Annotated in this window: 14 protein-coding genes; 5 read left to right on the forward strand and 9 right to left on the reverse strand. The window is 69.1% G+C overall.

Features of this window, described 5'->3' with window-relative positions; genetic code table 11:
* Position 1 precedes the first annotated feature (1 nt).
* Positions 2–1,585, forward strand: coding sequence for a HAMP domain-containing sensor histidine kinase (locus ABIN76_RS15785; RefSeq protein ID WP_346960622.1), 1,584 nt, complete (start codon positions 2–4; stop codon positions 1,583–1,585).
* A gap of 106 nt (positions 1,586–1,691) precedes the next feature.
* On the forward strand, positions 1,692–1,979 hold the full coding sequence (locus ABIN76_RS15790; protein ID WP_346960623.1) for a WXG100 family type VII secretion target: 288 nt from the start codon (positions 1,692–1,694) through the stop codon (positions 1,977–1,979).
* A gap of 42 nt (positions 1,980–2,021) precedes the next feature.
* On the opposite strand, the gene ABIN76_RS15795 is transcribed toward ABIN76_RS15790, so the two are convergent.
* The 6 genes from ABIN76_RS15795 to ABIN76_RS15820 all read right to left on the reverse strand — a co-directional run bounded on the left by ABIN76_RS15795 (position 2,022) and on the right by ABIN76_RS15820 (position 8,232).
* Positions 2,022–3,095, reverse strand: coding sequence for a ribonuclease HI family protein (locus tag ABIN76_RS15795; RefSeq protein WP_346960624.1), 1,074 nt, complete (start codon positions 3,093–3,095; stop codon positions 2,022–2,024).
* Between the two features lie 475 nt (positions 3,096–3,570).
* On the reverse strand, positions 3,571–5,208 hold the full coding sequence (gene groL, locus ABIN76_RS15800) for a chaperonin GroEL (protein WP_346960625.1): 1,638 nt from the start codon (positions 5,206–5,208) through the stop codon (positions 3,571–3,573).
* A gap of 298 nt (positions 5,209–5,506) precedes the next feature.
* A complete protein-coding gene (locus tag ABIN76_RS15805; protein WP_346960634.1) occupies positions 5,507–6,739 on the reverse strand; it encodes an ABC transporter substrate-binding protein in 1,233 nt (410 codons plus the stop codon).
* An 86-nt stretch (positions 6,740–6,825) separates the two neighbouring features.
* On the reverse strand, positions 6,826–7,029 hold the full coding sequence (locus ABIN76_RS15810) for a cold-shock protein (protein ID WP_175322015.1): 204 nt from the start codon (positions 7,027–7,029) through the stop codon (positions 6,826–6,828).
* Between the two features lie 173 nt (positions 7,030–7,202).
* Entirely contained in the window at positions 7,203–7,847 is a 645-nt protein-coding gene (locus ABIN76_RS15815) for a LytR C-terminal domain-containing protein (protein ID WP_346960626.1), read from the reverse strand.
* Between the two features lie 91 nt (positions 7,848–7,938).
* Entirely contained in the window at positions 7,939–8,232 is a 294-nt protein-coding gene (locus tag ABIN76_RS15820) for a DUF3263 domain-containing protein (protein WP_346960635.1), read from the reverse strand.
* A gap of 135 nt (positions 8,233–8,367) precedes the next feature.
* Between ABIN76_RS15820 and ABIN76_RS15825 the strand changes: the two genes are divergently transcribed.
* Together ABIN76_RS15825 and ABIN76_RS15830 are read left to right on the forward strand one after the other, a co-directional pair.
* Entirely contained in the window at positions 8,368–9,147 is a 780-nt protein-coding gene (locus ABIN76_RS15825) for a uracil-DNA glycosylase (protein WP_346960627.1), read from the forward strand.
* Positions 9,148–9,173: 26 nt separating this feature from the next.
* Positions 9,174–10,013 (forward strand): siderophore-interacting protein, encoded by an 840-nt coding sequence (locus tag ABIN76_RS15830; RefSeq protein ID WP_346960628.1) that lies wholly within the window; start codon positions 9,174–9,176, stop codon positions 10,011–10,013.
* Between the two features lie 25 nt (positions 10,014–10,038).
* On the opposite strand, the gene ABIN76_RS15835 is transcribed toward ABIN76_RS15830, so the two are convergent.
* The gene (locus ABIN76_RS15835; RefSeq protein WP_346960629.1) at positions 10,039–11,535 is read right to left on the reverse strand and encodes a threonine/serine exporter family protein; all 1,497 of its coding nucleotides are present in this window, start codon (positions 11,533–11,535) and stop codon (positions 10,039–10,041) included.
* Between the two features lie 31 nt (positions 11,536–11,566).
* Positions 11,567–12,640: a peptidoglycan bridge formation glycyltransferase FemA/FemB family protein gene (locus ABIN76_RS15840; protein WP_346960630.1), complete on the reverse strand. Its 1,074-nt coding sequence runs from the start codon at positions 12,638–12,640 to the stop codon at positions 11,567–11,569.
* A gap of 135 nt (positions 12,641–12,775) precedes the next feature.
* Here ABIN76_RS15840 and ABIN76_RS15845 point away from each other — a divergent pair, with 135 nt between their 5' ends.
* Positions 12,776–13,330 (forward strand): TspO/MBR family protein, encoded by a 555-nt coding sequence (locus ABIN76_RS15845; RefSeq protein ID WP_346960631.1) that lies wholly within the window; start codon positions 12,776–12,778, stop codon positions 13,328–13,330.
* Positions 13,331–13,339: 9 nt separating this feature from the next.
* Here ABIN76_RS15845 and ABIN76_RS15850 read toward each other — a convergent pair.
* On the reverse strand, positions 13,340–13,571 hold a 232-nt coding region (locus tag ABIN76_RS15850; RefSeq protein WP_346960632.1), incomplete at its 5' end, for an L-serine ammonia-lyase, iron-sulfur-dependent, subunit alpha.

Consider the following 13,571-nt stretch of genomic DNA (forward strand, 5'->3'; position numbering starts at 1 on the left):
CTTGCTGCACCGTTGGAGGACGGCGTCGCTGCGGTCCCAGCTGGTCGCCATCATGATGGCCCTGATGCTCGTGGCCCTCACCGCTACCGGCGCCGGCACCCTCGCCCTGCTGCACAGCTACCTGCAGGGCCAGGTCGATGACAAGCTCAAGGCCGCCGTCGAGACGGCCCGCCAGCAGCAGTCCTTCAGCCAGCTGCAGGACCAGAATCCGAATGTCCCCACCGACTATTCGCTGATGCTCTTCAGCCCGGGCCAGCCGTCCTACGTTTTCGGCGGCAGCAAGGGCTCGCGTCCGGCCATCACCAGCATCACACCGCAGGAAGCCCGTGACCGCGGCGAGGTGCCGTTCCAGGTCCGCGGCACCGAGGGCCGCAACTGGCGGGTGGTGGCCGTTACCGTGCTGGACGGCAACCAGCACGCCGCCGTCGTCGTGATCGGGCTGCCGCTCTACCCGGTGGATTCGGTGATGGAGCACGCCGTCCTGGTGGTCGTCGGCGTCGGGCTGCTGACCCTGGTGCTGGCCTTTTTCATTGCCACCTGGACCGTCACCCGGTCCTTCCGCCCGCTGGGGCGGGTGGAGAAGACCGCGGCGGCGATTGCCGCCGGGGACCTGTCCCGGCGTGTGGAGGTCGAGAATCCCGACACCGAGGTCGGCCGGTTGAGCCGGTCCCTCAACGCCATGCTGGCGCACATTGAGTCGGCTTTTGCCGCCCGGATGGCGTCGGAGGCCAGGATGCGCCGCTTCGCCGCCGACGCGTCCCACGAGCTGCGCACGCCGCTGGTCACCATCCGCGGTTTCTCGGAGCTGTACCGGCACGGCGCCCTGGCCACGCCCGAGGACGTGGCCACCGCGATGGGGCGGATCGAGAGCGAGGCCAAGCGGATGGGCGCCATGGTGGAGGACCTGCTGCTGCTGGCCCGGATCGACGAACAGCGCCCGCTGCAGCAGAAGCCCGTGGACCTGCTGCTGCTGGCCCACGACGCCGTGGTGGACACCCAGGCCAGCGACCGGAGCCGGGTGATCGCGCTCCGCGGCCTCGACGGCGGCGCCGGCACTCCCGCCCCGGTGATGGGCGACGAGGCGAAGCTGCGCCAGGTGGTCGGCAACCTTGTCGGCAACGCCCTGCGCTATACCCCGGAGGGCACCCCGATCGAACTCGCCGTGGGCGTGCGGGCCGACGCCGACGGGACGCGCCGCTCGGTAATCGAGGTCCGCGACCACGGCCCCGGCGTCCCGGAGGACGAGGCTGCGCGGATCTTTGAACGCTTTTACCGGGCGGACACCTCCCGGACCCGGGAAACCGGCGGCAGCGGCCTGGGCCTGGCGATCGTGGCCGCCATCGTCGGGTCACACTCGGGCACCGTCCGCGTGGAGCCGACCGAGGGCGGCGGCGCCACCCTGGTGGTCAGCCTCCCGTTCCTGGCGGACGCGGAGCCTCCGGAGGCGGAGCTGGCCGAAGCCGAGCACGGCACCGGCGCCGCTGCCGGGACCGGCCTGCATACCGGCCCCGACGCCGAGGCGGAGTCCGGAGCCGGCTCTGACGTGGCGACCGGAGCCGAACCAGGCGGCCCGGCGCGCAGCTAGCCTTTTCCACATAGGGGTTCTGCGTGCTGGGAACGGTGACGGCAGCTGCCTAGGCTCACAGTGTCCGGAAAGTCCGGGCACCCCAAGTCGTCGAAAGGCCACCGAAGTGAGCATCATTTCCGTCGATACCGAACTGCTCCAGCTCAAGTCCGCCAACGTCCAGGCCACCGTCGAGAGAATCAGCGCCGACGTGCAGGCGATGCGGCACGGGCTGGAGGAGCTGCAGGCAAGCTGGCGCGGCTCGGCTGCCACGAACTTCCAGGCCCTGCTCGCCGAGTGGGTGCTGACCCAGGGCAAGGTCGAGGCCTCCCTGGCCTCGATCAACCTCGCGCTCAACTCGGCAGCGGCCAGCTACGCCCAGGCCGAGCTGAACAACACCCAGCGGTTCAGCTAGCCGGCGGCTTCCCGCGTGGCCAGCGGCGGCGTTGTGCTGCTGCTAGGCCTCCGGGGTGCCCTGGTGGAAGCGCAGGCGCCACTGGGCACCGTCCAGGACCCACAGCGAACTCCGCAGCACCGTCCCGGCGCGGGTGTGGCTGCGGTAGGTCAGGAGCACCGCCGTGTCGCCGAGCCGGTCCGCGGCCAGAAGCTCGAGTTCGGCCGTACTGTCGGAATTCTCCTCCAGTTCCATCATCAGCTCGTCGCGGGTCCAAAGCCGCCCCGAGCTACCGATCTCGGTGAAGTCGGGGTGCAGCAGCACACCCAGGCGTCCCAGGTCCGCACGGGTCTCGGGGAGCAGCAGTTCGCGCTCCAGCGACTCGACGACGGCCTCCGGGCTTTGTTCCGGACCGGCCGCGGCTGCCCGGGACTCCTCTTCCAATTCGCTGAAGAGGTCGGGTTCGGCGAACAGGCCGGATTCACCAAACAGGGTCGGTTCAGCGAACACCTCCCGGGTTCCAGCGCGGGCGGCCAGCGGCTGCCGGGACTCCGTCCGGGCTGCGGGGCGGGCCTCCCCGGCCGTCTGCTGCGCGGCAGGAGCGGCCGTTTCGCCAGCGCGGGCGGGAGCGTTGCCTGCGGGGGCCGGATCAGCTGCGGGAGTGTCGCCGGCGCGGACAAAGCCGGGGCCCTGCCGGGCCGCGACGCCCTGCTGGTACGCGGTGGCGGCGGCGCGGGCGCGATCATCGGCCGCTTCGTTGAGATCGTGGCCGGCGTGACCGCGGACCCATTCGAAGGTGTACTTGCGTCCGGTGAGCGCCTGGTCGATTTCCTTGAGCAGCTCGACGTTGAGTACGGGCTTGCCGTCGGACCTCCGCCAGCCCTTCCGCTTCCAACCCGGCATCCACTTGGTTACCGAGTTGATCACATACTGGCTGTCGCACAGGATGTGCAGGTCCTCGTCCGGGACGTGCGCGGTGGCCCGGAAGAGGTCCAGGACCGCCATCAGCTCGCCCTGGTTGTTGGTGCCGTGTGGCCACCCGCCGGCACGCCAGCAGTCATCGTTCACGTACCAGGCCCATCCGGCCGGGCCGGGATTTCCTAAAGCCGAACCGTCGGCCGCTGCTGTAATCGTCACTGCACCATCCTGCCAGACCTACGCCACCCAACGCTCTCGCACTACCGGCGCCAAATCCCCCAACCCTCCCGCACTACCGGCGCCAAATCCCCCAACCCTCCCGCACTACCGGCGCCAAATCCCCCAACCCTCCCGCACTACCGGCACCAAATCCCCCAACCCTCCCGCACCACCGGCACCAAATCCCCCAACCCTCCCGCACCACCGGCACCACATCCCCCAACCCTCCCGCACCACCGGCGCACCACCTGAGGGAGCGTCCCGCCAACCACCGCACCACCTGAGGGAGCGTCCCGCCAACCACCGCCCCACCTGAGGGAGCGTCCCGCCAACCACCGCACCACCTGAGGGAGCGTCCCGGGCGGAGGGGTTAACGCCGACGGCGGCCCCACCAAAGGTGGGACCGCCGTCGTCGAACGTGCTGCGCTGACGGGAAACCGTCAGGCCGGGCGTTCAGGACTGGAAAGCCGGGTGATTAGAAACCGCCCATGCCGCCCATGCCGCCCATGTCGTCGCCGCCGCCCATGGCCGGAGCGTTCTTCTCCGGCTTGTCGGCCACAACGGCCTCGGTGGTGAGGAACAGGCCGGCGATGGAAGCCGCGTTCTGCAGGGCAGAGCGGGTGACCTTGACCGGGTCGTTGATGCCGGCAGCCAGCAGGTCGACGTACTCGCCGGTGGCAGCGTTCAGGCCGTGGCCTGCGGGCAGGCCGCGGACCTTGTCCACGACAACGCCGGGCTCGAGGCCGGCGTTGAAAGCGATCTGCTTCAGCGGGGCGTCGATGGCTACGCGGACGATGTTCGCACCGGTTGCCTCGTCACCTTCGAGCTGCAGGTTGGCGAACGCCTTGGCGCCGGCCTGGATCAGGGCAACGCCACCGCCGGCGACGATGCCCTCTTCGACAGCAGCCTTGGCGTTGCGGACGGCGTCCTCGATGCGGTGCTTGCGCTCCTTGAGCTCGACCTCGGTTGCCGCTCCGGCCTTGATGACTGCAACGCCACCGGCCAGCTTGGCCAGGCGCTCCTGCAGCTTCTCGCGGTCGTAGTCGGAATCGGAGTTCTCGATCTCGGCACGGATCTGGGAGACACGGCCGGCGATCTGGTCGGCGTCGCCGGCACCTTCGACGATGGTGGTCTCGTCCTTGGTGACAACAACCTTGCGGGCCTTGCCGAGCAGTTCGAGGCCGGCGGTCTCAAGCTTGAGGCCGACTTCCTCGGAGATGACCTGGCCGCCGGTGAGGATGGCGATGTCGGCCAGCTGCGCCTTGCGGCGGTCGCCGAAGCCCGGCGCCTTGACGGCGACGGACTTGAAGGTGCCGCGGATCTTGTTGACGATCAGGGTGGCCAGGGCCTCGCCCTCGATGTCCTCGGCAATGATCAGCAGCGGCTTGTTGGACTGCATGACCTTTTCGAGGACAGCAACCAGTTCCTTGACGTTGGAGATCTTGGAGTTGACGATCAGGATGTACGGGTCCTCGAGGACCGTTTCCTGGCGCTCGGCGTCGGTGACGAAGTAAGCCGAGATGTAGCCCTTGTCGAAGCGCATGCCCTCGGTGAGCTCCAGCTCGAGGCCGAAGGTGTTCGACTCCTCGACGGTGATAACGCCTTCCTTGCCGACCTTGTCCAGGGCTTCGGCAATCAGGGCGCCAATTTCGTTGTCGCCGGCGGAGATGGACGCGGTGGCGGCGATCTCTTCCTTGGTCTCGATTTCCTTGGCGGAAGCCAGGAGCTCGCGGGTGACGGCGTCAACAGCCTTTTCGATGCCGCGCTTCAGGGAGAGCGGGTCGGCACCGGCCGCGACGTTGCGCAGGCCTTCCTTGACGAGGGCCTGGGCCAGCACGGTGGCCGTGGTCGTACCGTCGCCGGCGACGTCGTCGGTCTTCTTGGCAACTTCCTTGACCAGCTCGGCGCCGATCTTCTCGTACGGGTCGTCCAGCTCGATCTCCTTGGCGATGGAAACACCATCGTTGGTGATCGTGGGGGCGCCCCACTTCTTTTCGAGGACGACGTTGCGTCCACGCGGGCCGAGGGTGACCTTGACGGCGTCGGCGAGGATGTTCAGGCCCCGCTCAAGACCGCGGCGTGCCTCTTCATCAAATGCAATGATCTTGGCCATAACGGCAGTAGTCCTTTCGGGACAGTCGTTAAGAATGAACCTGGGCTTTGGTGCCCGCGACGGACGATTCCTGCCCGGCAGCCTCTGTACGCCGCCGGGCCGGGGATCTCACCCCAGCCAGGTATTTCTCTCGCTCCCGGACCGCCTGCTCCCACGGCCGCAGCCGGCCTAAACCGGGCGTCGTGTTAGCAGTCAATACGCGGGAGTGCTAACTCAATAATTAGCACTCCCCCGGGGAGAGTGCAAGCAGTGGCGACGGACGGTGGCCCCACTGCCCGGGGCGCTTCGCTACCAGCGATCAAGAGCCGGTGCTGCGGGCGGTTTCGCTGCCGGTCATCTTGGCGGTGTTGTCCGCGCCGTAGCTATAGACCATGTAGGCGGCCGCGGTGACGTCGCCGTTGCTGTCGAAGTTGATGGGGCCGGAGGCACCGTCGTAGTCGGCGCGTTTGCCGGCCCGGAGGGCGGCCACACAGTCCCGGTAGGACTTGCACGCCGCAGCTTCACCGGAAGGGGCGCCGGCGCCGCTGTTCTCCCCCGTGCCGCCGGATACGGTGAGCAGCTTCGAGGCGATGGAGGTGCCGGCGTCGTCCTCTGCCGCGGCGGCAGCGACGGCGGCGAGGTTGACGGCGTCATAGGTCTCGGCGGCGAAGGCCATGTCCTTGAGGCCTGGATCGACGGCCACGAGTTCGGCCTGGAAGTGCGCGGAGGGGAAAGTCCCGGGCAAGACCCCGCGGGCGCCGTCCAGGGCCTTGGAGCCGAGGCCGTCCCCGTACTGGTTGACCGCACCGTCGCTGAGGATGAGCTTGTTCCCGGCCAGGCCCGCGTTGTTGAGTTCGGCAATGGCGCCCTGGGCGCCGTCGCGGGCCACCAGCACGACGGCGTCCGGGGCCGCTGCCTTGGCGGCTGCTGCCGCCTGTTGCGCCTGGCCGGCTTTGAACTCGGCGTCGACGGCGGTGCCCAGGCCCGCGGCCTTCGCGGCCGCCGCGACGGCGACGGAGACGTCCTTGCCGTAGTCGCCTTCCTCGTGCACGACGGCGATGGTCTTGGCGCCGCCGTCCTTGGCGAGCTTGACGAGGATCGACGCCTGCGCCACGTCGGCGGCGGCGGTGCGGAAGTAGTAGCCGCCGCTCTTGTAGGTGCTCAGCCCGGGTGCGGTGTTCGCCGGGGAGATGATCGCGACCTTGGCCCGCGCAAGCACGTCGATGGCGCCCGCGGCCCGGCTGGAGTCGGTGGGTCCGATGACGACGTCGGCCTTGGCCGCCACCAGGTCCTTGGCCTGGGCGGCGGTATCCGTGCCAACCGCTGACGGCAGCAGTTCCACTGGTTTGCCTTTGTGGCCTCCCGCGGCGTTGATTTCCTTGACGGCCAGCTTTGCCGCGGCCAGCTGCGGCGCGTTGAGGAAGTCCTGCGTTCCGGTGTTGTCCAGGATCAGGCCGATCCGCAGCGTGCCGTCGCCGCTTGCCTCGGCCGGGTCCAGCCGGGCGTTGCCCGTCGGACCGGCGCAGGCTGCCAACGCAAGGGTGGCGGCCATGCCGGTAGCTGCGGCGCGGCGGAATCGCCGGGCGTTCCGCCGGCGCTCGATGTTCCCGGGGTCAGCTTCCGCAGCGAAGGAAGCCACTAGGCGGGCCGGACGCTTTCGGCCTGCGGGCCCTTTTCGCCCTCGCCGACTTCCAGCTCCACCCGCTGGCCCTCGGCCAGGGCGCGGTAGCCTTCACCGGCAATCGCGGACCAGTGCACAAAGACGTCCGCCCCGGAGCTGTCGACGGTGATGAAGCCGTAGCCCTTCTCGGCGTTAAACCACTTGACGGTCCCCAGTGCCATGTTCTCCACACTTTCAGCTAGCTTGCTAACGGCCCACCCCGATGTGCGCCGCGGTATGCGAAACGAAGTCCGCAGTCACTGTACCCACAGGCCTCCGCCCGGGTGCCGGCACGGGCACGCATCCGCCCGGAATAGTTATTCAGGCGTAACCGAAGCCGGCGGGCCGGCGGGCCTTACTGGAACCCGGGGCCCAGGACCACGACCAGCGGCATCTGGAATTCGGCCGAATCCACCAGGGTGCCGATTCCGAGGAGCGAGCCCAACTCTTCGGCGTTGGCCTTCTGGGCCGGGCCGTTGTAGAAGACCACGGAGGTCTGCTGGGGTGCGCCGCCCCAGTTGCCGAGCGGGCCGGCGGCCCAGCCGGCGGCGGTGACCGTGGAGCCGACCCGGCCGGCCAGGCCCGCCGTCCCGGTTGCGTTGTAGACGGCCACCGGTTGTGTCTTGTCCACGGTGCCGCCCGTCGTGGCCGAGGGGGTGGCAGAGGGGGTCGCCGACGGGGTCGGTTTGGAGGCTGCCGGCGCAAGGCTGCCGGTCGGCGTGCTGCTGGCGGACGGCGTGCTGCCCGCCGCGGCGGTGGTGGGTGCCTGTGAGGCCTCCGAGTTGCTGACGGCCTGGTCCGCAGTTACGGCGGAACTGGCACCGAAGCCCAGTTTGGGCAGCAGGAGGAACGCGACGAGGCCGATCGCCAAGGCTGCGGCCCCGACGGCCAGGATGGCACCCAAGCGGCGGGCGGCGGGGGCGGAGACTGCCCGGTGGACACCCTGGCGCGTGGAGGTCTCCGGGACCCGATCAAATTCATCCCGAGCGTATTTGGTCATGGTAAAACGACGTCCTTGCTGATTTCTGGCTGGTGGTCCGGCGCCGGAATCCACGCGGATTACCGCGTCTCCGGCCGGACTTTACGCGCGTTTACGCGTCCGAGCCCAAACGGCGTGCCGTCCGGGCACGTTGGCGTGACGTACGTAGTCTACGCAATCTCTTGACCAGCATGGGATCGTGGGCCAGCGCCGCCTCGGTATCGATCAGGGCGTTGAGGATCTGGTAATAGTGCGTCGCGGAGAGGTCAAAAAGCTCCCGGATGGCCTGTTCCTTGGCGCCGGCGTACTTCCACCACTGCCGTTCCAGGGCGAGCATCTGCTGGTCCCGGCTGCTCAGCGGCGAGTCTTCGGTGGCCGGTGCCTGCCCGGCGTCTTCCGCGGGCAGGTACTCGGGTGCTGCTTCGGCCACTGCACACTCCCTGGCTCGGTCGGTTGGGTCTCCCCACATGTTACGGCCGAATAACAGGCTTGTCATTTGGCTGGCCCGAAGCCCCTGCGGGTGTCCTGCGAGAATGGGACCGTGTTTGATTCGTTTGATTCCGAGGCGCTCTTCCAGTTCGAACCCGCGGCCGGCGGCGCGGAGGACTTCGCGGCGCTGGCGCAGCTGCCGCTGGAGTCACTGGTTGCTCCCGACTGGGCCGCGGCGCTGGCCCCCGTCGAGGGGCAGCTGCGTGCGGCCCTGGAATTCGCCGCCGCCGAGGCCGCCGCCGGCCACGACGTGCTGCCGGCCCCCTCGAACCTGCTGCGGGCCTTCCGGCAGCCGCTGGCCGGCGTCCGGGTGCTGATCGTGGGCCAGGACCCGTATCCCACGCCGGGCCACGCCGTCGGGCTGTCTTTTGCGGTGGACGGCGGCACCCGGCCTATCCCGCGCAGCCTCGCCAACATCTACAAGGAGCTCGACGCCGACCTGGGGTTGCCGCCGCGCGTGCACGGCGATCTCAGCCGGTGGTCGGAGCAGGGGGTGCTGCTGCTCAACCGGGTCCTCAGCGTGCGCGCCGGAGCCGCCGGGTCGCACCGCAACAAGGGCTGGGAAGCGGTCACGGCGGCCGCCATCAGCGCCGTTGCGCAGCGGCGGGGCGACCACGGCGGCACGGCGCCGCTCGTGGTGATCCTCTGGGGCAAGGACGCCGAGGGCGTCCGGCCGCTGCTGGGCTCTGCCGCTGTGATCGCCAGCGCCCACCCCAGCCCGTTGTCGGCCGCCCGCGGCTTCTTCGGCTCGCGGCCATTCAGCCGGGCCAACGAGCTGCTCGCCGCCCAGGGTGACGGGACCGTCGACTGGGAACTGCCGCCGCTGCCCTGAACCGGTTCTTGGCTAGGCTTAGCTGCATGACTTCCCTCCCCGCGGCCACCACCGCCAACCGGAACTCCCGGCCGCAGACCAACCTCACGGTCCTGCGCCGCGAGCAACTGTCACCGCACATGGTCCGGATCGTGGCCGGCGGCCCCGGCTTCGCCGCTTATGTCAACAACGACTACGTGGACCGGTACATCAAGATCGCCTTCCCGCAGCCCGGGGTCGATTACCCGCAGCCGTTGGATTTGTGGGCCATCCGGGAGTCGCACCCGCGGGAGCAGTGGCCGCACACCCGGACCTACACCGTGCGCTGGGTCGATCCGGCCGCGGGCGAGCTGGCGATCGACTTCGTCATCCACGGCGATGAAGGCCTGGCTGGGCCGTGGGCCGCCACCGCCCAGCCCGGGGACGCCCTCGTGTTCACCGGGCCAGGCGGCGGCTACAACCCCGACCCCGCGGCCGACTGGCACCTGTTCGCCGGCGACGAGTCCGCCCTGCCGGCGATCAGCGCCGCGATCGAATCCCTCCCCCGCGACGCCCGCGGCCTGGCCTTCTTGGAAGTGGACGGCGACGCCGACGTCGTGGCGATCGACTCCCCCGCCGGGGTTGAGCTGCACTGGCTGCTGCGCCGCGGCACTCCGGCGGGCGACGGCGGGCTGCTGGTGGAGGCGGTGCGCGACGCGCAGTGGCCCGAGGGACGGGTCCACGTCTTTGCGCACGGGGAGCGCGGCTCCATGAAGTCCCTGCGCGAGGTCTTCTTTGCCCAGCGCGGCCTGGAACGCGGCCAGGTATCGCTCTCCGGCTACTGGGCCAGGGGCCGGGTGGAGGATGAGTTCCAGGCCGAGAAGAAACTGCCCGTCGGCAAGATCTAGCCGGCCGTCCCCGGCGCGTGCCGGTCTAGCGGCGCCGGGCCCGGCGTCGTTCGTTGCTGGCCAGGCTCCGGGTCAGCGGCCGGGCGAGCGTATCGCCAAGCACAATCCCGGCCGCGACGCCCAGCACAATCGCCCCGGCGTTGAGCATCCCGCCGGCGCCCATCAGGATCTCGGATTCCTCGATTGTCAATACATACATGGACCGGAATATAGTCAGCCCGGGCAGCAGGATGAGGGCGGCGGGCACGGCCACGACGAGTTGCGGGGCACCCATCCGGAGCGCCACCACCCGGGCCAGGAGGCCGATGACCACGGCGGCGAGGGCCGGGGCGAACCGGGGGCCGATGCCGGCCGCCGTCCCGCCGATCAGCACCAGATGGCCGACGACGCCGACGGCCGCCGTCGGGAGCAGCAGCTTCAGCGAGGTCTGCTCGGTGACCCCGATCGCGACGACGGCGATCGCCACCAGCGGTACCAGAACCCACAAGGGATACTTCGGCGGGAATGTTTCGGTGACGTCGATGGCTTCCATCCCGGTCATCGCGCCGACGACGAAGCCGACCGCGATCCCGGAGACGAGCGCCCCGAACGTCAGCATGGTGGACAGGAAACGCCCCGCGGCGGTGACCGGGAAGCCGTTGATCGCGTCCTGCACCGAGGAGACGAGCCGTCCGGTGGGCAGGAGCAGCAGGATGCCGCCCACCACCACAATGGCGGGGGCGATGTTGATCCCCAGCGGGCTGCCGAAGCGCCACAGCAGCAGCGCGACCAGGGTGACCACAAAGGAGCACGCGGCCGTGATGAAGAAGTCCGGCGTCCGCCAGCGGCCCAGCTGCCGCGCCAGCAGGCTGACGAGCAGGTTGGACAGGAACGCAATCCCCGAGGCGGCCAGCCCGCCACCCAGGACGCCGACGAAGACAGCGGAGAAGACGCCGAACGCCACGGTGACCATCCAGCGCGGGAAGGGCTTCGAGCTGTGCGTGATTTCCTCGAGCCGGCGCACGGCTTCCTCGCGCCCCACCCCGCCGGCCACGATGTCCGTGACAAGCTGATGGACCTGGGCCAGGCCGGCGTAGTTGTTGGTCCAGGACCGCACCACGCGCAGCAGCGTGATGGGCGTCTGGTCCTTCGGGGCGTAGTTGATGGCCACCGACTGGTTGGTGATGTCCACTTCAATGTTCTTCAGCCCAAGCGCAGCCGTGATGGCAATGATGCTGGTCTCCACCTCAAGCGCGCCGGCACCGTACCGGAACATCGATTCGGCGAGCTTGAGGGCAAAGTCGATGGTCTTGCGGGCAGAGGCATCCACGCCGCCGACCTGGATCATCGGGTTGGCGTAGGGGCTGCCGGCCAGCCGGTCGACGATGCTCAGCGGCGCGGTGGGCGGGTTCTCGCCCTGGACCAGCCTGCGGAGCATGCGCTTGGCGGCGGCGTTCTGGCGCACCTGCAGGGGCGACATCGGCTCGGTCCGGGGCAGGCCGTCCGTCTGCGGCCCGCGGCGGCCGTCGGGTGGTTTGGTCATTCCGGCCTCCTCACTTCACCTTGCGGGCGGTCTAGTAGAACTGCTGGCCCGTGCGCCGCGTGTACAACTGGCGGGCGACGCGCTCCCCGGCGGCCATCCAGGCCTTGTACTTCAGCGGGCTCAGGACCTGGTCGTAGCAGCCGACGAAATCCGTGACGGTCTTGCTGAAGCTGGTCTTGAACAGGCCGAGGCCGTGGAAAGGGTTGGAGGTGTCCTTGAGCTGGTCGCTGGGCGGGGTGCCGCAGAAGTCGTATTCGGTGCAGCCAAGTTCCTTGAGCTGGTTGATGGCCGTCCACTGGACCAGGTGCGAGTCCCCGTACTGGTTGCGCTTTTGCAGCGAGCCGCCGTCCTTGTAGGTGCCCTTGCGCCCGTAGTTGATCACAAAGGCGCCGACGGAGGGCACACCGTTTTCATAGACGAAGAGCAGCCGGCCCTGGCCGCGGTCCAGGAAGTTGGTCCAGAACTGGCGGTAGTACTCGTATTCGCGGACCCGGACCTGGGACTTGGCCTCCACGGTGGTGGTCATCAGCGCGTACATGGCCCGGAAGTTTTCTTCGGTCGGCTCCACGTTGTGGACTTCGACCCCCTCGCGGATGGCGCGCCGGACGGCGTTGCGGCCGCGGGAGTGCAGGTTGCGCAGCAGCTGGTTTTCCTGCGGCGAGATGTCCAGCAGCGCGGTGGAGTCGTTGGGCTGCAGGTTGTGGGTCTTGACCAGGCCCGCACCTTCGATGACGCGCCGGGCGTCCTCGGACAGGACAATGTCCGGCTCGATCTTGATGGCAAAGACCCCCAGCCGGGCGCGCTTGACGAAGTCCGCGTTGGCAGCCGCGATGCCGGGGATGTCCTCCACCGAGGCGACGTCCGGTCCCTTGATGAGGTACCAGAGTTTGCCGATGACGGGGAACGACTTTTCCAGGACGAGGTTGTAGCTCGTGTAATCAGCCGTCTCGTAGACCAGGTGCAGGGGCTTCCAGCCAAAGTGCTGTTTGACCTCGGCGAAGGCCTCGGATTGAAGCAGATTCCCGCCGTTGGGGTTCGCGGTGACGTGTGCGTCCCAGTTGGCGACCTCTTCGGCGGAGGCAAAGCGGGCAGTGAATTCTCGCAAGGGTGCGGTATCCAATCTTTGCGGAACGAGCTTCGGCGGCATGGCGAACATGCAGCCTCAAGTCTATCCGGCGGCCGGGCCCCCAGGGTCCCGCGGCCCTGGGCCGGCCGCCGGCGCCGGGACTAGGCTGGAGGTATGCAAGCGCAGCCGGAACCGCCCGTCGCCCGCCCGCAATCCGGCCCGGGCGGTGCCGGGAAGCGCCGGCCCGGCGCCCAGGCGCTGGGCCTGCTGGTGTTGCTCGGCGCCTCGGCAGTGGTGGCGGCGCTCGGCGGGCTGGCCAGCGCCAGCAATGTCGACGGCTGGTACGCCGCCGCGGACAAGGCTCCCTGGTCCCCGCCGAACTGGCTCTTCGGTCCGGTCTGGACCCTCCTCTACACCGCGATGGCCGTGGCGGCGTGGCTGGTCTGGCGCCGCCAGGCGGATGGCAGCAGGGCCGCGCTCACCGTGTACGCCGTCCAGCTGGTGTTGAACCTGTTGTGGACTCCGGTGTTCTTCGGCCTGTACCCGGCCTTCGGAACACCGGCACTTTGGATCGGCTTCGCCATCATCGCCGCGCTGGCCGTTGCCGTGGCGGTCACGGTGCTGCGCTTCGGCCCGATCAGCCGCCCGGCGGGGCTGCTGATGCTCCCCTACCTGTCCTGGGTTGTGTTCGCCTCGTCGCTGAACCTATGGGCGGCACTGCACAACTAAGCCGGCGAATCAGCACTCCACCACGTTGACGGCGAGGCCGCCCATCGCGGTTTCCTTGTATTTGGAGCTCATGTCCCTGCCCGTTTCGCGCATGGTCACGATCACCTCGTCCAGGGAGACCCGGTGTGAGCCGTCGCCCCAGAGGGCCATCTTGGCGGCGTTGATGGCCTTGGCCGCGGCAATGGCGTTGCGCTCGATGCAGGGGATCTGCACGAGCCCGCCGATCGGGTCGCAGGTCAGG

The organism is uncultured Arthrobacter sp., assembly GCF_964021775.1.
GTDB lineage: Bacteria > Actinomycetota > Actinomycetes > Actinomycetales > Micrococcaceae > Arthrobacter.